Here is a 16,100-nt window from a genome sequence, read left to right on the forward strand (position 1 = left end):
ATGGCCTCGAATCCACGTAGGGAGTCCCCCGCTGCCCCGCGAAAGCCGGCCGCGGTCCCCTATTTCGGCGCATAGAAGCAACAGACGTCTGGAGGCGGTATGGCTCATCTGATCGTGCATGGCGGACGTCCGCTCAGCGGCAGGATCATCCCTTCCGCGAATAAGAACGCCGTGCTGCCCATTCTCTGCGCCACGCTGCTGACCAGAGAGCCGCTGCGCATCCATGGCGTGCCGGAGATCACCGACGTCAAGAAAATCCTCGAATTGTTCCGCACGCTCGGCAGCGACGTGCGGATGGATTTTGCGACCGGCCTGCTCGAGCTGCGCCATGAGGACACGCGCTTCGATCCGTCCATTCATCGCCTGCCGGCGGAGATGCGCTCCTCCATCATGCTGGCCCCGCCGCTGCTGGCGCGCTTCGGCGTCGCCCGCATAGAGGACGATGTGAAGGGCTGCACGCTCGGCGCGCGCGAGATCGACCCGCATATTGAGGTGCTGAAATCCTTCGGCGCGACGATCGAGCGCAGCGACGATTCGCTCGTCATCCGCTCCGACGGCCCACTGCGCGCGACGCGGCATTGGCTCGACTACGCCTCCGTCACCACCACGGAGAATTTCGTGCTGTGCGCGGCGCTGGCGAGCGGCCAGTCCAAGCTCAACAACGCCGCCTCCGAGCCGCATGTGCAGGAGTTCTGCGCCTTCATGGAGACGCTCGGCGCGCGCATCTCCGGCATCGGCACCTCGCAGCTCACCATAGACGGGGTCGATTCGCTCTCCGGCGGCGAGTTCCATCTCACGGAAGACTTCCACGAGGTCGCGACCTTTCTGGCTCTGGGCGCGATCACCGGCGGCGGCGTCGAGGTGAAGAATTCCGCGCCCGATCAATTTCCGCTGATCGACCGCACTTTCGCGAAATTCGGCGTGCATGTCGTCCATGAGGACGGCTGGTCCAAGACCAAGGCCAATGGCCCGCTGAAAGTGGCCGAGCCCTTCACCCGCAATGTGCTGCAAAAGGTGGAGGCGGCGCCCTGGCCCTATCTGCCGGTCGATCTTTTGCCCATCTTCATCGCGCTCGGCGTCAAGGCCGAGGGCAGCGTGATGTTCTGGAACAAGGTCTATGACGGCGCGCTGGGCTGGACCGGCGAGCTCTCCAAATTCGGCGCGCATGTGTTTCTGTCGGACCCGCATCGGCTGATCGCCTTCGGCGGCAAGCCGCTGGTCCCCGCGCAGGTGGAGAGCCCCTATATCATCCGCGTCGCCATCGCTCTGCTGATGCTGGCGGCGAGCATCGAAGGGCGCTCGATGATCCACAACGCGACGCCGATCAAGCGCGCGCATCCGCGCTTCGTCGAGAATTTGCGAATGCTCGGCGCGGAGGTGGAATGGACCGGCGGGGATTGAGGGGACGCCGGTCTAGAAGATCGCTTCTATGCCCTTGCGGCGGATGAGGTCGAGCAGAACGAGCGCGGGGCCGCTCGGCCGTTTTGCGCCGCGCTCGAGCTGAGAGACATAGCCCACCGTAAGGTTGAGATAGCGGGCGAAGACCGCTTGGCTCAACCGCGCCTTCTCGCGGAGATCGCGGATTTCCTCGCCCGTGAACGGCGCGGGCGCAGGCGCGCGGTCCTTGTCCAGCTGACGCAATGTGATCTTCGCATGACTCGCCTCGTCCATGATTCCGAGGCGGCGCATGTCTCCCGCGGTTTCGAGAATGGCCTCACGCAAACGGCTCGTAGCCTCGCTAGGCGTCGCTTTCTTTGTCATGTCGCACCTCCTGAATTGCTCCATCCTCGAGAGCCGCCTCGATGCGTTCCGATGTCGCTTCGAGCCATCCGCGCGCCACGAGGCGCAAATCCTCCAATTCGTCCGGCTCGATATTTTCCCTTTCGTTCTTGGCGAAGCCGTAAAGAAAAACAGCGCGCTCCTCGACGCGAAAGGCGATGATCATGCGATAGCCGCCGGAACGTCCTCGGCCCCGTCTGGCGACGCGCTGCTTGATGAGGCCGCCGCCCAAATCAGCGTCGATGAGGCCGCGCGCGGCGCGCCCGATCGCGTCGCTCAAGCTCTCGTCGTCGATCCGCTCGCTGCGGGCGAACCGCGCAAACCATCTGATTTTGAAGACGCGCACCACGGCCCCATAGTTCTACAAACTATAGCTCTTTGAACTATAAATTCAAGCAGCCGATCGGGCGGGCGGCAATTCAACCGCTTGATTCGCGTCGGGCCGTGCTCGATATTCGGCCCGCTCGGCCGACGAGAGCCCTATGGCGCCCATTTGGCGCGAGACGAAGCGAACAGGGCGAATGACCGACCCCCTCACCGCCGCCTTCGACGCCGCGCGCGAAGCCTTCGCCGCCAATGAGGTGCCCGTCGGCGCGGCTATAGCGCGCAATGGCGAGATCATCGCGGTCGTGGGCAATCGCACCTTGCGCGACAAGGACCCCACGGCTCATGCGGAGATGCTCGCCATACGCGCCGCCTGCGCGGCGCTCGGGAGCGAGCGGCTCGTCGATTGCGATCTCTATGTCACGCTCGAGCCCTGCGCCATGTGCGCGGCGGCGATCTCCTTCGCGCGCATTCGGCGGCTCTATTACTCCGCGGAAGATCCGAAAGGCGGCGGCGTCGATCATGGGGCGCGCTTCTTCTCGCTGAAGACCTGCCATCATGCGCCGGAGGTCTATGGCGGCTTGCGCGAGAGCGAGGCGGCCGAATTGCTGCGCGCCTTTTTTCAGGCGCGGCGCTGAAGCGAAAGCCGCGCGGCGGCGCTCTGCAATCCTTCGATCACCTGCGCGCGGCAGGCGTCGCCCGCCTCGAAGATGCGCTTGGCCTTGAAGAGATCGAGCGCGAGATATTGATTGACCGCGGGCGAGATCAGAACGTCGGGCGGGCTCTCCTCGATCATGCGCTCGCTGATCGCGTTCATCATGATCTGGCTGGCGACGACGATCGTCTCGATCGGCGAGGGCGGCCGATTGCGCGGACGCCCGCTCGCGGCGCCGGAGACGTCGACGGCGAGCACGATATCGGCGCGGCCGGCGAGGTGATCGTAAGGCAGCGGATCGACGAGGCCGCCGTCGATCAGATAGCTGTCGCCATAGGCGACCGGCCGCACGAGACCTGGAATCGCCATGGAGCCGCCGACGGCCGGGCGCAGCGGGCCGGAGGAAATGGCGGCCGCGCGGCGCAGGCGAAAATCCGTCGCCACGGCGATGAAGGGAATTTGCAGCTCCTCGAAAGTCTGCGGCATTCCCTGCGGCCAGAAGGAATCGAGAAAACGCTCCGCATCGATGAGCGCCGGATGCGCGAGATCGGAGAAGGTGCGCCCCCGCCGACGCGCCCGCGAGCGCAGCAGCCGGCGCGCGAGGCGAACGCGATTGCGGAATGTCGCCTCCGCATGGGCGCGCAGCTCCGCGCCGGAAAAGCCCGCGGCGTAAGCGGCGCCGATGATCGCGCCGATCGACGCGCCGGCGATGGCGCAGGGGCGCACTCCCAATTCGTCCAGCGTCTCCAGCACGGCGATGTGCGCGAGGCCGCGCGCGCCGCCGCCGCCGAGCGCAACAGCGACGCTGAAGCCGATACCGCTCACAGAAACGCTTCGAGCGCGGCGAGCGTCGCCTCCGGCGCCTCCTCGGCGAGATAATGGCCGCTGTCGATCTCGACGCCGCGAAGATCCTCCGCCCATTCGCGCCATTGCGCGAGCAACGCCTCGCCCTGGCCGGAAAAGCTCGCTGCGCCCCATAGCGCCAGAGTGGGGACGACGATCTTCTCGCCGGAGGCGCGATCGGCGAGGTCGAGCTCGCGGTCCACGCCCGCGCCGGCGCGAAAATCCTCGCAAAAGGCGTGAATGCGCGAGGGTTCGTCGAAAGCCGCGCGATAATGGGCGAGCGCGCGCGGATCGAAAACGTCGAGCGTTCCACTCTTGGTTCCGCTCGCCAGCGTATCGGCGAGAAAGCCTTTCGGATCGAGGCCGATCAATTGCTCGGGCTTTGGCGCCGGCTGCGACAGCAGACGCGCGCGACCGACGCGCAGAAGACCGGCGTCGCCGAGCGATTCCTCGAGCGGGGCTATGTCGAGCAGAGCGAGCTTCTCCAGCCGTCCCGGATGGTCGAGCGCCAGGCGGAAGCCGACGCGCGCGCCGCGATCATGGCCGACGAGCGAGAAGCGCACATGGCCGAGCTTCTCCATCACAGCGATGACGTCCTCGCCCTGCGCGCGCTTCGTATAGGCCTCGCCCTTCTCGCTCGCCGGCGCGGAGGACCAGCCATAGCCGCGCAAATCCATGGCGACGACGAAGAAGCGCTCGGCGAGCCGCGGCGCGAGCTTCGCAAAGGCGACATGAGTCTCGCCGAAGCCGTGCAGCAGCAGCAGCGGCGGCCCCGATCCGGCGGAGCGGACGAAAATGGAGCCGGCGGGCGCGTCGATCCAATGCGAGGCGAAGCCGGGAAAAAGGTCTGCGAGATCTGACATCGGATCCTGCCCTTCCGTTCGAGGCGCGAAGATTCGGCGCGAAGATTCGTCTGAAGCCTTTCTTGACGCGAAAGATTTTCAAAAGAGCCGGGCGCGAGCGCGCCCCAGGCCTTGCCGCGTCTTTTATCCACAACAAATAATCTGGCGCGGCCGAATGGCCGTGGCGCGCGATTTGCGAAGTCTCCGTGATCCCCGAGACCGCTGTCGGAAAGCCGACAAAGGCCTCTAGCCAGAACCGGAACGGTACGATAAGCTACTGAAATCACAGCTAGTTTACAACCTTTCCAAACTAGGTGCGGAGATGATCGTCTGCTCTTGCAATGTGCTTTCGGACGGACAAGTCCGCGAAGCTCTCGGGGGAAGATCGGATCGGCCGAGCGTCGGCGCGATTTTCCGGCATATGGGGTGCGAGCCGCGCTGCGGCCGATGCGCGCGCAACATCAGCGCGATCGTCGACCAACATGCGGCGGTTCCGTCCGATCATTGCAGCGGAGCCGGCGAATGCGATAATTGTCGCGCCGACGAATTGGCTGCTTGACCCGGTCCGCTCTGGCCGGGCGGAAGGGGAAACAACATGCGCGGTGACGCGAAGCTCATCGAATATCTGAACCGCGGCGTCCGCGCCGAGCTGACAGCGATCAATCAATATTGGCTGCATTATCGCATTCTCGACAATTGGGGCTTCAAGGAGCTCGGCAAGAAGTGGCGTCACGAATCCATCGAGGAGATGGAGCACGCCGATAAATTCGTGCATCGCATCCTCTTCCTCGAGGGCTTTCCGAACATGCAGAGCCTCGATCCTCTGCGCATCGGCCAGTCGGTCGAGGAGATCATCCGCCTCGACCTCGCCACGGAAGTCGACGCCCGCGCGCTCTATCTCGAGGCTGCGGCCTATGCGCTGTCGATCAACGATCGCGTCAGCAAGCTGCTGTTCGAAGAGGTCGTCGAGAGCGAGGAGCGTCATATCGACTTCCTGGAGACGCAGCTCGAGCTGATCAAGCAGCTCGGCGTGCAGCTCTACTCGCAAAAGCACATGGGCGACCTCTCGTAAGAGAGGGCTCAGGCGCCGCTGCGCTCCGGCTCGGCGTCGGCGCGAGTCTCCAGCGGCTCGGCCTTCGCACGATGACCCGAAGTGATCTGAACGACCGCGGCCGCGAGCAGAAGGCCGACAAAAGCGACCGCGGCCATCGCCAGATAGCCGTGCTCGCCGGCCGCGGAATAGAGCGGGCCCGACGAGAATGTGAGCAGGCTGGTTCCGCCGGCGATCGCCGCCGCGAGCCACGCCTGCGATTGGGCGAGCCGTTCCTTGCCGCCGAGCTCGGCGAGCAGATAGGCCGGACCGATCTGCACCGCCGCGCATGAGGCGCCATGCAGCGCCTGGGCGAGAAAAATGCCGGTCGGGGGCAGGTCGGCGGCCATCAGCATCCAGCGCACGACCGCGCCTATGCCTCCCGCGACGAGAAAATAGGCCGCGTTCCGCTCGCCGCCGAACCAGCGGCCCGCCATCAGAAACACCACGACCTCGGTCGCCAGCGCCGCCACCCAGGCGAAAGCGATGAAAGTGTCGTCGTGCCCCATCGCCTTCCAATGCAAGGCGCCGAAAGTGTTGACCATGGCGTGCGAGCTCTGGACGAGGGTCGCGGCGGCGATGACCAATGCGACGATCTCGACGCGCTCCATCGGCGCGGCTCTGCGGCGACCGGCGATGACGGCCGGCCGCGCGAGGCCGATGAGCGAGACGAGGCTGGCGGCGCAGGCCAGAACGGCGACGCCGGTCAGCAGCCAGATGATATCCTCGACCGGCAGGCTGCCGGCCACGGGACCGCTCAGAATGAGAAAAACGAGGATGGCGACGGAGCCCCAGCCTCGCACCCAGGAATAATGCAGCTGCGGCAGGCCGAGATCGCGCCGGCGGCGCGCCTCGCCGAAGGTGACGCCATCGGCGAGCGGCCCCAGCGGCCCCTGCGCCAGCGCGACCATCGCCGCCGCGACGAGCAGCGGGACAAAGCCCGTGGACAGGCCCATCATGGCGAAGGCCGCCGCCATGGCCGCGACGCAGCCGACGAGAAGCGCGCCATGGTCGCCGATGCGGTCGGCGCGATGCGAAGCGACCAGCATGGAGACGATGCGAATGACCGGCTGCACGGCCATCAGAGCGGCGATCTCCAGCGCGTCGAGCCCGCGCGACGACAGCCAAATGGCGAAAAAGGGCAATTGCACGCCGACGATCGCGTAGATGGACGCCTGCAGCAGAGACAATTTGGACTCGGCCAGACGATCGGCCGCGTCCGTTCTTTCGAAATTCGTCAATCGCTCACTCCATAGCGGCGGCTTTGAGAATGCAGACCATCGTCGCTTGAGCGGCGCTCGGCCCGAGATTGCGGATCACATGCGGGCGGTCGCAGCGGTAGCGCAGCGTCTCGCCCGCCCGCACGATCTCCTTGGCGCCGGCGACCTCCACCTCGAGCTCGCCCTCGCGCAAGGACAGGCTCTCGACCGAGCCGCGCTGATGCGCCTCGGATTCGAGAACTCCCCCCGGATCGGCGGAGAATTCATAGAATTGCAGCCATTCTACGGTCTTGATCCAACCGATTATGGCGAGCCGGCACTTGCCGTCGTCGGAGACGAGAATCGGCGTGTCGGCTCGGCTCGTCTTCTCGAGGAAAGGCTCGTCCTCCGTGGTCTGCAGCACACGCTCGATGGAGACATCGAGAGCCTGGGCGAGGCGCCAGATGGTCGCGAGCGTCGGATTGGTCTCGTTGCGCTCGATCTGGCTGATGATCGATTTGGCGACGCCGGATTGCTGGGAGAGTTCCGACAGCGACAGATTATAGGCCTTGCGCAGACGCTGGACAGTCGCGCCGAGCTGGCCGGACAAAGCCAGAGCTCCCGCCTCCAGAATCTTCTGCTTCTCGCGGCCTTCCACACCCATGACATCCGCTCCTCGTCGATCCGCTCGGCTAGTACTCGAATTCGTTCGAAATATCGAACGGGAAATTCGCCTTCGCCATTCGCGCCTCGGCCGGTGTCATCGTTACGCAACAAGAATCTGGTGGGAAGGAGACGCTGCGGCACAAAAAGAGGCGAGCGCGTCGAAATGACCGCAAACGATTCATTGGCCGATTCGCAGAGCGCCAAGCGCTTCAGGACATTGTTCCTGTCGGATCTCCATCTCGGCACGCGAGGGCTTCAAGCCGAGCTTCTGCTCGACTTTCTGAAGCATCACGACGCCGACACCATCTATCTCGTCGGCGATATCGTCGATGGCTGGCGGCTGAAGGGCGGCTGGTATTGGCCGCAGGCGCACAATGACGTCGTGCAGAAGCTGCTGCGCAAGGCGCGCAAAGGCGCGCGCGTCGTCTATGTGCCCGGCAATCACGACGAATTCGCCCGCGACTATACGGGCATGGAGTTCGGCGGCGTCGAGGTCGCGGACACCGACATTCACGAGACCGCCGACGGCAAGAAAATGCTCGTCATCCACGGCGATCAGTTCGACATCGTCGTGCGTCACGCGCGCTGGCTCGCCTTTCTCGGCGACTGGGCCTATGAGGCCGCGCTCTTCGCCAACACCTGGGCCAATCGTGTGCGCCGCCTGTTCGGCGTCGATTATTGGTCCTTCTCCGCCTGGGCCAAGCTGAAGGTGAAGAACGCCGTGAACTTCATCGGCGATTTCGAGCAGACTCTGGCGGCGGAAGCGGCGCGGCGCGGCGTCGACGGCGTCGTCTGCGGTCATATCCATCACGCGACGATCCGCCACATAGAGGGAATGCTCTATGTGAACACCGGCGATTTCGTCGAGAGCTGCACCGCGATCGCCGAGCATCCGGACGGCCGCTTCGAGATTCTCTATTGGCGCAAGACCGCCAAGGAGCAGGCGGCCGCCGAGGCCGCAGCCGCCCAGCAGCCGCCGGCCCTGCCGCAGGCGAGGGCCGCCGCCTGATGCGGATATTGATCGCGACGGACGCCTGGCGTCCGCAAGTCAACGGCGTCGTGCGTTCCCTGGAGGCGATGGCGAGCGCGGCGAGCGCGCTCGGCGCATCGATCGATTTCCTGACCCCGCAGGACTTCTCCTCCATCCCAATGCCGACCTATCCGGAAATTCAGCTCGCCTTCGCCACGGCCGGGGCGGCGGCGAAACGGCTGGCCCAGGGCTATGATCACGTCCACATCGCCACGGAAGGGCCCGTGGGGCTGGCGACGCGCGCCTGCTGCCTGCGCCAGGGCCGGCGCTTCACCACGAGCTATCACACGCGCTTTCCCGAATATATTCACGCCCGCACGCGCTTTCCTGTCGGCGTGACCTATGCGCTGCTGCGCCGCTTTCACAATAGCGGCGCGGGGACGATGGTCTCGACGCAGACGCTGGCGCAGGAGCTTTCCGCGCGGGGATTCCGCCGGCTGATGCGCTGGTCGCGCGGCGTCGACCATCAGCTCTTTCATCCGGAGAAGGCCGTCGACCTCGGCTTGCCGCGGCCGATCTATCTCTATGCCGGCCGGCTCGCGGTGGAGAAGAATATCGAGGCCTTTCTCGCGCTCGATCTCCCCGGCACGAAGCTTCTGGCCGGCGACGGACCGGCGCGCGCCGCGCTCGAGGCGGCCTATCCGCAAGCGCGTTTCCTCGGCGTGCAGACCAGCGCCGAGCTGGCCACGCTCTACGCGAGCTCGGACGTGTTCGTTTTTCCGAGCCGCACCGACACTTTCGGAATGGTGCTGCTGGAGGCCATGGCCTGCGGCCTGCCGGTCGCCGCCTTTCCGGTGGCGGGGCCGCTCGATGTCGTCGGCGCGAGCGGCGCCGGCGTTCTCAGCGAAGATTTGCAGGCGGCCTGCCTCGCGGCGACGGAGATTCCGCGGGCCATTGCACGCGCCCATGCGCTGACCTTCACCTGGGAGGCGAGCGCGCAGCAGTTTCTCGGCAATGTCGCGCTCGCGCATCAGAACGGCGTCGAGGCGGCGGCTCAGGCGGCCGCCGGCAAGGCCTCGTCAGCCAAACAGCCGAAGCTTTTCGTGCAGGGAGAGATGATCGAGCCGTGACAGCGCGACGAGGCGCGGATCGACCGGTCCCGCCGGCTCGGCCTTCGGCGGAGCGAGTTTCGAAAGGCTGATCTCGGACGAACCGAATTTGGGCGCATCGAGCTCGAGCGGCGCGGTCTCCTCCGGCCGAATCGCGCGAGCGACCAATTCCTCGAACACGATCTGATTGGACGCCAGCTCGGCGAAGGCGGCAGATTCGGCGATCTCTATCGCCTGCGGCGGCTCCTCGATCTGCACGACCTCGGGCTCGAAGGCGACAGGCTCCGGCTCGAAAACGACGGCCTCGATCTCGATCGACTCGCCGACGACTGCTTCCGCCTCGAAGGATTCGACCGAGATCGGCTGGGCGTCGATCGGCTCGGGCTCGATGATCTCGGCCTCCGCCAAAGTCTCGAACTCGACGCGCTCCTCGAGGATTTCACGCGGCTCGTCGACGATCTCGATCGCCGCGGCCTCGACGATCGCGCGCGGCGCTTCTTCCGGCTCCGCCGCAGGCGCATCGAGCAATTTGGAAAATTGCTCGACCAGCGCATCGGCCTGCGCGCAGAGCTTCTCCTCGACGCCGCTGGCGCGCAGCGTGCGCGCGAATTCCTGCGCCCGCTCGACAAGACGGCGCGGCAGGCGCCAATCGGAAGCGGCCTCCTGCTCCTCCACGCGCGCGGCGGCGCGCTCCAGCCGATCCACCGCCAGCACCAGCCGCTCGGTCTCCTCGACGCGCTGGCGGCGCGCATATTCGAGCAGGAACCAGCGGCCGCGCACGGTCTCCATCACCGCGGCTTCGATTCTCTCATAGTCTTCGGGATAGAGTCCGGTGGGCGGGGCCGGTAGAGTCATAGACGGTCCTTGCGGGACAAAGCGCCCGAATCAGCGCCTGTTCAAGGAAAGTCTGCGACGTCGTTTTATGCAAGCGCGAAAACGCTTCCGCGCGGATCACGCGTCTGTTTCGGCGATGGTGAGAAAGGGCCAGCGCGCGCGAAGGCTCGCGGCTTTCGCCGCGAACAGCTCCGGCCGCAGATTGAGCGGATTGGGGCGCAGCACGCCCGCGAAGAGATCGTCGAGACGCGCCGGCGCATAGAGCTCCAGCGCGCCGTCCACACGGCGCGCGGCGACACGCGTGCATTCGATGAGAAAACGATCGACGCCATCGGCGCTGCTGCGCAGCTGCGGATAGCCCGGACCGAAGCGCTCGCCATACCAAAGATGCACGCGCGCCTGATTCTTCAAATCGACGCGAATCGGAAGATCGGCGAAGAGCGCGCGAGCGCGGCGAATGACGCGATCCTCCGCATCATAGGAGAGATCGTCGTCGAAATAGAAAATGTCGTAATCGAATATGTCCTGCGTCGCCGGCCGGCCGCAGTCGAGATTCCAAACCGTCTGGAACAGGCAGCCGGCGACGAGCCAGACGTCGGCGAGCCGAAGGGTCGGCAGACGCTCCAGGATGACGGCATTGTGCGGATTGCTCTGGATCGCCGTAGCGAGACGCTCCTGCGCCTCTGGCGCCGGGGGGTCTAGGGGAGGCCGCGTCATCTTCTCCTCCGATTTCGCGCTCGCCGCGAAGCTGCTAAATATTACGACGAACGCGGCCGCCGCGTGAGCTTCGGCGCAGGAAAAACGACATGAGCCTCTCGGCCGAAGAAATCGAGCGCTACGCCCGCCATATCGTTCTGCGCGAGGTCGGGGGGCCGGGCCAGCAGCGGCTGAAGAAGGCGCGCGTGCTCGTCGTCGGCGCGGGCGGGCTCGGCGCGCCGCTGCTGCAATATCTCGCGGCGGCGGGCATCGGCGTCCTGGGCATTGTCGATGACGACGAGGTCTCGCTGTCCAATCTGCAGCGGCAGGTGATCCACCATACCACCGCGGTCGGACGGCTGAAGGTCGACAGCGCCAAGGACGCCATCCATCGGCTCAACCCGCATGTGCATGTCGAGCCCCATGCGCTGCGCCTCACCGAGCATAATGCGCGAACATTGATCGCGGACTACGACATCGTCGCCGACGGCTCCGATAACTTCTCGACGCGCTATCTCGTCTCGGACGCGTGCTTCTACGAAAAAAAGCCGCTCGTCACGGCGGCGGTCGGCGGCTTCGACGCCTCGCTGACGACGCTGCGCCCCTTCGAGAGCGACGCTGCGGGCAAGCCCAATCCGACCTATCGCTGTCTCTTCCCCGCCGCGCCGCCGCCGGGCGCCGTGCCGAGCTGCGAGGAGGCCGGCGTGCTCGGCGCGCTCACCGGAATCGTCGGCGCGATGATGGCGCTGGAAATCATCCGCGAGATCGTCGGCTTCGGCGAGGGGCTGGTCGGGCGCCTGCTGCTGATGGACGCCCGCTCCATGCGCTTCGAGACCCTGCGCTACGCCTATGATCCGGACAATCCGCTGACCGGCCTCACAGCGCCGCGATGACGGCGATCTCGACCTTTCGGTCAACGCGCCTCGAACGCTCAGTTCGAACCAAACACGGATTTGTGCCAGTAAGTGGTTTCATCATCGAACCACAATTTGTTGGCGTCATTGCGAAATTGTCGCAGCCACTTCATATCCAGCCCGTAGCGGGTCGCCAGCCCGATCAACTCGCGTAAACTGTGTTCATCGACCGGATCCGTCAATGTAATTTCGAGTCCACTTGGACAGCCGACAAAACCCTGCACTGCGTCGATGGATTTGAGCCAATAAAAGAAACTGTCCTCGTCACCATTCGAGAAAAATGGGATCGGCTCCCCTATTATAATTTTCATCTATTCCTCGGCATGTCGTCAAAGTTTACCCCGGGCGTATCGATAGACCGCCCGGAGCCAAATTTTCTGCCGAGCGCGACAAACGCGCCCAGAATCGTCAACCGGCCTCACAGCGCCGCGATGACGGCGATCTCGACCTTGTAATCGGGCGTGACGAGCTTCGCCTCGACAGTGGCGCGAGCCGGCGGATTGCTCTTGTCGACCCAGACGTCCCAAACCGAGTTCATCTCGGCGAAAGTGGCGATGTCGGCGAGATAGATGGTCGCCGAGAGAATCTTCGCCTTCTCGCTGCCGGCCTCCTGCAGAATCGTGTCGATGAGGCCGAGAATCTCACGCGTCTGATCGGCGACCGCGCCGCCCTTCGCCGCCTCGGCCACCTGGCCCGCCGTATAGATCACGCCGCCATGCACGACGGCCTTGCTCATGCGCGCGCCGGCGCCGATCCGCTTGATGGACATTTCCGTTTCTCCGAAGGTTGCGAGTGGAGCCGCAGGCGGAGGGCGCCGCGCTTTATAGGCAGTAGCTATCTATCGAATGAAAAGCTCTATCGCGCCTCTACATACACAAAGAGCGGGGACGGCCCTTGCCTCTCCCCACTCTTTGGTACCCGTCCTTTGACCGGACTCGTCGATAGGCGCCATCCGCGAGAATAGTATGGAGCGTCTCGCGAGACGTGCAGAGTTCCGGCGTCCTCCCCGACTTGGACCTCAGCCAGCGATTGTCGAACGCTTTCTGCGTTCAAATGTTTTTAGCCAGCTCGGCGAAAGGGACATTATGACAGGCCGAATGCTTTGTCATCTGAAAAAGCCCGCCGCTGGAATGAAATTGTGCGGCGGGCGCCCGACTTCGGGGCAGGCTGTTCTCCGCTCGAGCGGAAAGGCGCGCCGGCCCACCCGGGGAGCCGGCGCGCTGACCTATCCGAAAGGATGGGTCAGAGCGGGATATTGTCGTGCTTCTTCCAGGGATTTTCCAATTCTTTGTGGCGCAGCAGGGCGAGCGCGCGGGCGATGCGCTTGCGCGTGGCGCTCGGCATGATCACCTCGTCGATATAGCCGCGCTCGGCGGCGACGAAGGGCGACAGGAAGCGATCCTCATATTCCTTGGTGCGCTGGGCGATCTTCTCGGCGTCGCCGATATCGGCGCGGAAGATGATCTCGACCGCGCCCTTTGCGCCCATGACGGCGATCTGCGCCGAGGGCCAGGCGTAGTTCACATCGCCGCGCAAATGCTTGGAGGCCATGACGTCATAGGCGCCGCCGAAGGCCTTGCGCGTGATGAGCGTCACTTTCGGCACAGTGGCCTCGGCATAGGCGAAGAGCAGCTTGGCGCCATGCTTGATGAGGCCGCCATATTCCTGCGCCGTGCCGGGCAAGAAGCCCGGAACGTCGACGAAAGTGACGATCGGAATATTGAAACAATCGCAGAAACGCACGAAGCGCGCCGCCTTCTTCGAAGCGTCGATATCGAGCACGCCGGCCAGCACCATGGGCTGATTGGCGACGAAGCCGACCGTGCGGCCCTCGATGCGGCCGAAGCCGACGACGATGTTCTTGGCGTGCGTCTCCTGAATCTCGAAGAAATCGCCCTCATCGGCGATCTTCGTGATCAGCTCTTTGATGTCATAGGGCTTGTTCGGATTGTCGGGGACCAGAGTGTCGAGCGAGGCGTCCAGGCGCTCCGCCTCGTCGAAGCTCGGCCATTCCGGCGGCTCCTCCTTATTGGAGGAGGGCAGGAAGTCGATGAGCCTGCGCATCTGCAGCAGCGCCTCGACGTCATTGTCATAGGCCTTGTCGGCGATGGAGCTCTTGGTGGTGTGCACAGAGGCGCCGCCCAGCTCCTCGGCCGTCACCGTTTCATTGGTGACGGTCTTCACCACATCCGGGCCGGTGACGAACATATAGCTCGTGTCGCGCACCATGAAGATGAAGTCGGTCATGGCCGGCGAATAGACGTCGCCGCCGGCGCAGGGGCCCATGATGACGGAAATCTGCGGAATGACGCCCGAGGCCATCACATTGCGCTGGAACACCTCGCCATAGCCCCCGAGCGCCGCGACGCCCTCCTGAATGCGCGCGCCGCCGGCGTCGAACAGGCCGATGATCGGCGCCCTGTTCTTCAGCGCCATATCCTGCAGCTTGGTGATCTTCTGCGCGTGGGTCTCCGAGAGAGAGCCGCCGAAGACGGTGAAATCCTTGGCGAAGACGAAGACCGCGCGGCCATTGACCGTGCCCCAGCCGGTGACGACGCCGTCGCCGGAAATTTTCTCGCCCTTGTCCATGCCGAAATCGGCGCAGCGGTGCTCGACGAACATGTCGAACTCCTCGAAAGAGCCGTGATCGAGCAGCAGATCGATGCGCTCGCGCGCCGTGAGCTTGCCGCGCGCATGTTGCGCGTCGATGCGCTTGACGCCGCCGCCGAGACGCGCCGAATCGCGCCGCTGCTCGAGACCATCGATGATATGTTTCATGGAACGACCAATCCTGCCGGTTGAGTGGATGCGCCGAGGAGTTCCCCGCTCGGCGGCTCTTTTACAGCTTTGGCGAGCCGAGACGCCAGCGGGCGATCTCGGCGGCGGAAAGAAGATGGACGCGATCGGGCGAGGTGCGCTCGGCCAGCGCGATCAGATCCTGGCTCACGCCCATGGAGGCGCTGTAGCGGGCCAGAGTGCGGCGCATTCCGCCATCGTCGTAGCGGCGCTCGCGCAGCGTCTCGCCGCTCCTCGGATCGACGCCGTCGACATAATTGAACATGCGATGCACGCCGACCCGGCTCTGGCGCGGAATCACCCGCTTGCGGCCGCCCATCAGCGCATAGACGCAAGCGGAATAGCAGCGCCCGGAAACGAGCGCGCCGCTCTCCGGCTCGACGCGCGCGACGATCACCGCCATGCCGAGCCGGCGCAGCGCCTGCCCGAGCTGCATGGAGGCGACCACGCGGCCGCCGGGCGAATCCAGCAGCACGATGCTGCGCAGCTCGGTCTCGCGCCCCTGCTCGCGCAGAAAGCCGACGAAAGCGTCGGCCGTGTCCTCGACGATCTCGCCCTCCGCCACGATGACGCGCGGGCAATGCTCGGCGCAATGATCGTTCGCCGTCGTCGCGAGACGGAAGGACATCTCCTCGGCCTTGGCCGAAGCCGCCGCGCTCAGCGCGGCCGAGACGAGGAGAAGGACGAAATTACGGCTCATGCTGTCGGCGCTGCGTCCTCGATCCCCGAAGCGGCCATTCGCCGCCCTTTGTCGCCGCCCTTCGCCGGCGGCCGAATGCTCTGCCGCTCGCGCGGGCCTCTCCCGAAAACGCGGCATGGTGGGCGGTGACGGGCTCGAACCGCCGACCCTCTCGGTGTAAACGAGACGCTCTACCGACTGAGCTAACCGCCCGCGCGCCGACCAGGATCGACGCCGCATGTTTTAGGGGAGGGCGCCCCCTCCGCGCAAGACGCGTCGCGCGAGGCGAGAGACGACAATGCCGCCGGCGACGGTCGCGCCCCGGCGGCGAGCCCGAATTCCAGTCGAAAGGGGCGAGCGGCGGCGGGGCCTGCCTGCTCGGCCGATTTGCGCTTTCGGCTATTTGGTCTTGTTGAGCTCGGCTTTGAGCGTGGCGCCGGGCTTGAAGCGGGCGCTCGTGGAAGCGGGAATCGTGATCTCTTCGCCGGTCGCGGGATTACGGCCCTTGCCCTCCGCGCGCTTTTTGACCGAGAAAGTGCCGAAACCGACGAGACGCACCTCTTCGCCCTTCTTGAGAGCCAGGGTGATGCCGTCGATCACCGCATCGAGGGCGGCGGCGGCGGCGGCCTTCGACGTTTCGGTCGCCTCGGCGACATGCTCGACCAGTTCCAATTTATTGACCATGGTCTCATCCCTCCTGCTTC

General features: G+C 65.1%; 20 protein-coding genes and 1 tRNA gene. 7 read left to right on the plus strand and 14 right to left on the minus strand.

What is annotated here, in order from left to right; translation table 11 throughout:
• The first annotated feature begins 99 nt into the window (after positions 1-99).
• The gene (locus FMZ75_RS10565; protein ID WP_018264256.1) at positions 100-1,401 is read left to right on the plus strand and encodes a UDP-N-acetylglucosamine 1-carboxyvinyltransferase; all 1,302 of its coding nucleotides are present in this window, start codon (positions 100-102) and stop codon (positions 1,399-1,401) included.
• 12 nt (positions 1,402-1,413) lie between these two features.
• On the opposite strand, the gene FMZ75_RS10570 is transcribed toward FMZ75_RS10565, so the two are convergent.
• On the minus strand, positions 1,414-1,761 hold the full coding sequence (locus FMZ75_RS10570) for a DNA-binding transcriptional regulator (RefSeq protein WP_166142693.1): 348 nt from the start codon (positions 1,759-1,761) through the stop codon (positions 1,414-1,416).
• Entirely contained in the window at positions 1,739-2,125 is a 387-nt protein-coding gene (locus tag FMZ75_RS10575) for a type II toxin-antitoxin system RelE/ParE family toxin (protein ID WP_142864078.1), read from the minus strand. The genes FMZ75_RS10570 and FMZ75_RS10575 overlap by 23 nt, the downstream gene beginning before the upstream one ends.
• A 175-nt stretch (positions 2,126-2,300) precedes the next feature.
• On the opposite strand from FMZ75_RS10575, the gene FMZ75_RS10580 reads away from it, so the two are divergent.
• Positions 2,301-2,741 carry a nucleoside deaminase gene (locus FMZ75_RS10580; protein WP_207783379.1) on the plus strand — a complete coding sequence of 147 codons (441 nt, stop codon included), beginning with the start codon at positions 2,301-2,303 and terminating at the stop codon, positions 2,739-2,741.
• Here FMZ75_RS10580 and FMZ75_RS10585 read toward each other — a convergent pair.
• Entirely contained in the window at positions 2,726-3,583 is an 858-nt protein-coding gene (locus FMZ75_RS10585) for a patatin-like phospholipase family protein (protein WP_166142697.1), read from the minus strand. The two genes, FMZ75_RS10580 and FMZ75_RS10585, sit on opposite strands and share 16 nt — an antisense overlap.
• A complete protein-coding gene (locus tag FMZ75_RS10590) occupies positions 3,580-4,464 on the minus strand; it encodes an alpha/beta fold hydrolase (protein ID WP_166142699.1) in 885 nt (294 codons plus the stop codon). Before FMZ75_RS10590 ends, FMZ75_RS10585 begins: the two co-directional genes overlap by 4 nt.
• Before the next feature lie 301 nt (positions 4,465-4,765).
• On the opposite strand from FMZ75_RS10590, the gene FMZ75_RS10595 reads away from it, so the two are divergent.
• Together FMZ75_RS10595 and bfr are read left to right on the plus strand one after the other, a co-directional pair.
• Positions 4,766-5,002, plus strand: a complete 237-nt coding sequence (locus FMZ75_RS10595) for a bacterioferritin-associated ferredoxin (protein WP_108917613.1) — start codon at positions 4,766-4,768, stop codon at positions 5,000-5,002.
• Positions 5,003-5,038: 36 nt separating this feature from the next.
• A complete protein-coding gene (gene bfr, locus FMZ75_RS10600; RefSeq protein ID WP_018264261.1) occupies positions 5,039-5,515 on the plus strand; it encodes a bacterioferritin in 477 nt (158 codons plus the stop codon).
• An 8-nt stretch (positions 5,516-5,523) separates the two neighbouring features.
• Here bfr and FMZ75_RS10605 read toward each other — a convergent pair whose 3' ends face one another.
• Together FMZ75_RS10605 and FMZ75_RS10610 are read right to left on the minus strand one after the other, a co-directional pair.
• A complete protein-coding gene (locus tag FMZ75_RS10605) occupies positions 5,524-6,774 on the minus strand; it encodes an MFS transporter (protein WP_166142701.1) in 1,251 nt (416 codons plus the stop codon).
• A gap of 4 nt (positions 6,775-6,778) precedes the next feature.
• Positions 6,779-7,396, minus strand: a complete 618-nt coding sequence (locus FMZ75_RS10610) for a helix-turn-helix domain-containing protein (protein ID WP_108917610.1) — start codon at positions 7,394-7,396, stop codon at positions 6,779-6,781.
• 165 nt (positions 7,397-7,561) lie between these two features.
• On the opposite strand from FMZ75_RS10610, the gene FMZ75_RS10615 reads away from it, so the two are divergent.
• Positions 7,562-8,407 carry a UDP-2,3-diacylglucosamine diphosphatase gene (locus FMZ75_RS10615; RefSeq protein WP_108917609.1) on the plus strand — a complete coding sequence of 282 codons (846 nt, stop codon included), beginning with the start codon at positions 7,562-7,564 and terminating at the stop codon, positions 8,405-8,407.
• On the plus strand, positions 8,407-9,498 hold the full coding sequence (locus tag FMZ75_RS10620) for a glycosyltransferase family 1 protein (protein ID WP_166142703.1): 1,092 nt from the start codon (positions 8,407-8,409) through the stop codon (positions 9,496-9,498). The genes FMZ75_RS10615 and FMZ75_RS10620 overlap by 1 nt, the downstream gene beginning before the upstream one ends.
• Here FMZ75_RS10620 and FMZ75_RS10625 read toward each other — a convergent pair.
• The gene (locus FMZ75_RS10625; protein WP_166142705.1) at positions 9,448-10,332 is read right to left on the minus strand and encodes an RES family NAD+ phosphorylase; all 885 of its coding nucleotides are present in this window, start codon (positions 10,330-10,332) and stop codon (positions 9,448-9,450) included. The two genes, FMZ75_RS10620 and FMZ75_RS10625, sit on opposite strands and share 51 nt — an antisense overlap.
• Before the next feature lie 96 nt (positions 10,333-10,428).
• Positions 10,429-11,028 carry a nucleotidyltransferase family protein gene (locus FMZ75_RS10630; protein WP_166142707.1) on the minus strand — a complete coding sequence of 200 codons (600 nt, stop codon included), beginning with the start codon at positions 11,026-11,028 and terminating at the stop codon, positions 10,429-10,431.
• Positions 11,029-11,117: 89 nt separating this feature from the next.
• Here FMZ75_RS10630 and FMZ75_RS10635 point away from each other — a divergent pair, with 89 nt between their 5' ends.
• Positions 11,118-11,900, plus strand: a complete 783-nt coding sequence (locus FMZ75_RS10635) for a molybdopterin-synthase adenylyltransferase MoeB (protein ID WP_166142709.1) — start codon at positions 11,118-11,120, stop codon at positions 11,898-11,900.
• A gap of 38 nt (positions 11,901-11,938) precedes the next feature.
• On the opposite strand, the gene FMZ75_RS10640 is transcribed toward FMZ75_RS10635, so the two are convergent.
• From FMZ75_RS10640 to FMZ75_RS10665, 6 genes are all read right to left on the minus strand, one after another.
• Positions 11,939-12,232 carry a hypothetical protein gene (locus FMZ75_RS10640; RefSeq protein ID WP_166142711.1) on the minus strand — a complete coding sequence of 98 codons (294 nt, stop codon included), beginning with the start codon at positions 12,230-12,232 and terminating at the stop codon, positions 11,939-11,941.
• A 107-nt stretch (positions 12,233-12,339) separates the two neighbouring features.
• Positions 12,340-12,690 (minus strand): RidA family protein, encoded by a 351-nt coding sequence (locus FMZ75_RS10645; RefSeq protein ID WP_024880932.1) that lies wholly within the window; start codon positions 12,688-12,690, stop codon positions 12,340-12,342.
• 473 nt (positions 12,691-13,163) lie between these two features.
• Complete coding sequence (locus FMZ75_RS10650; RefSeq protein ID WP_108917604.1) at positions 13,164-14,699, minus strand: acyl-CoA carboxylase subunit beta; 1,536 nt, start codon at positions 14,697-14,699, stop codon at positions 13,164-13,166.
• Between the two features lie 61 nt (positions 14,700-14,760).
• A complete protein-coding gene (locus tag FMZ75_RS10655) occupies positions 14,761-15,417 on the minus strand; it encodes a hypothetical protein (protein ID WP_108917603.1) in 657 nt (218 codons plus the stop codon).
• Between the two features lie 116 nt (positions 15,418-15,533).
• Positions 15,534-15,609 (minus strand) — tRNA-Val (locus tag FMZ75_RS10660).
• A 186-nt stretch (positions 15,610-15,795) separates the two neighbouring features.
• Complete coding sequence (locus FMZ75_RS10665; protein ID WP_108917602.1) at positions 15,796-16,080, minus strand: HU family DNA-binding protein; 285 nt, start codon at positions 16,078-16,080, stop codon at positions 15,796-15,798.
• Positions 16,081-16,100: the final 20 nt, after the last annotated feature.

This window comes from Methylosinus sp. RM1, assembly GCF_011378635.1.
In the GTDB taxonomy this organism is placed as follows: domain Bacteria; phylum Pseudomonadota; class Alphaproteobacteria; order Rhizobiales; family Beijerinckiaceae; genus Methylosinus; species Methylosinus sporium.

What these genes read in the sequence shown, in the direction of transcription:
- FMZ75_RS10565 (WP_018264256.1), top strand. Translation starts at nt 100, where the DNA reads ATGGCTCATCTGATCGTGCATGGCGGACGTCCGCTCAGCGGCAGGATC.
- FMZ75_RS10570 (WP_166142693.1), bottom strand. Translation starts at nt 1,761, where the DNA reads ATGACAAAGAAAGCGACGCCTAGCGAGGCTACGAGCCGTTTGCGTGAG.
- FMZ75_RS10580 (WP_207783379.1), top strand. Translation starts at nt 2,301, where the DNA reads ATGACCGACCCCCTCACCGCCGCCTTCGACGCCGCGCGCGAAGCCTTC.
- FMZ75_RS10590 (WP_166142699.1), bottom strand. Translation starts at nt 4,464, where the DNA reads ATGTCAGATCTCGCAGACCTTTTTCCCGGCTTCGCCTCGCATTGGATC.
- FMZ75_RS10595 (WP_108917613.1), top strand. Translation starts at nt 4,766, where the DNA reads ATGATCGTCTGCTCTTGCAATGTGCTTTCGGACGGACAAGTCCGCGAA.
- bfr (WP_018264261.1), top strand. Translation starts at nt 5,039, where the DNA reads ATGCGCGGTGACGCGAAGCTCATCGAATATCTGAACCGCGGCGTCCGC.
- FMZ75_RS10610 (WP_108917610.1), bottom strand. Translation starts at nt 7,396, where the DNA reads ATGGGTGTGGAAGGCCGCGAGAAGCAGAAGATTCTGGAGGCGGGAGCT.
- FMZ75_RS10615 (WP_108917609.1), top strand. Translation starts at nt 7,562, where the DNA reads ATGACCGCAAACGATTCATTGGCCGATTCGCAGAGCGCCAAGCGCTTC.
- FMZ75_RS10620 (WP_166142703.1), top strand. Translation starts at nt 8,407, where the DNA reads ATGCGGATATTGATCGCGACGGACGCCTGGCGTCCGCAAGTCAACGGC.
- FMZ75_RS10625 (WP_166142705.1), bottom strand. Translation starts at nt 10,332, where the DNA reads ATGACTCTACCGGCCCCGCCCACCGGACTCTATCCCGAAGACTATGAG.
- FMZ75_RS10630 (WP_166142707.1), bottom strand. Translation starts at nt 11,028, where the DNA reads ATGACGCGGCCTCCCCTAGACCCCCCGGCGCCAGAGGCGCAGGAGCGT.
- FMZ75_RS10635 (WP_166142709.1), top strand. Translation starts at nt 11,118, where the DNA reads ATGAGCCTCTCGGCCGAAGAAATCGAGCGCTACGCCCGCCATATCGTT.
- FMZ75_RS10640 (WP_166142711.1), bottom strand. Translation starts at nt 12,232, where the DNA reads ATGAAAATTATAATAGGGGAGCCGATCCCATTTTTCTCGAATGGTGAC.
- FMZ75_RS10645 (WP_024880932.1), bottom strand. Translation starts at nt 12,690, where the DNA reads ATGTCCATCAAGCGGATCGGCGCCGGCGCGCGCATGAGCAAGGCCGTC.
- FMZ75_RS10650 (WP_108917604.1), bottom strand. Translation starts at nt 14,699, where the DNA reads ATGAAACATATCATCGATGGTCTCGAGCAGCGGCGCGATTCGGCGCGT.
- FMZ75_RS10655 (WP_108917603.1), bottom strand. Translation starts at nt 15,417, where the DNA reads ATGAGCCGTAATTTCGTCCTTCTCCTCGTCTCGGCCGCGCTGAGCGCG.
- FMZ75_RS10665 (WP_108917602.1), bottom strand. Translation starts at nt 16,080, where the DNA reads ATGGTCAATAAATTGGAACTGGTCGAGCATGTCGCCGAGGCGACCGAA.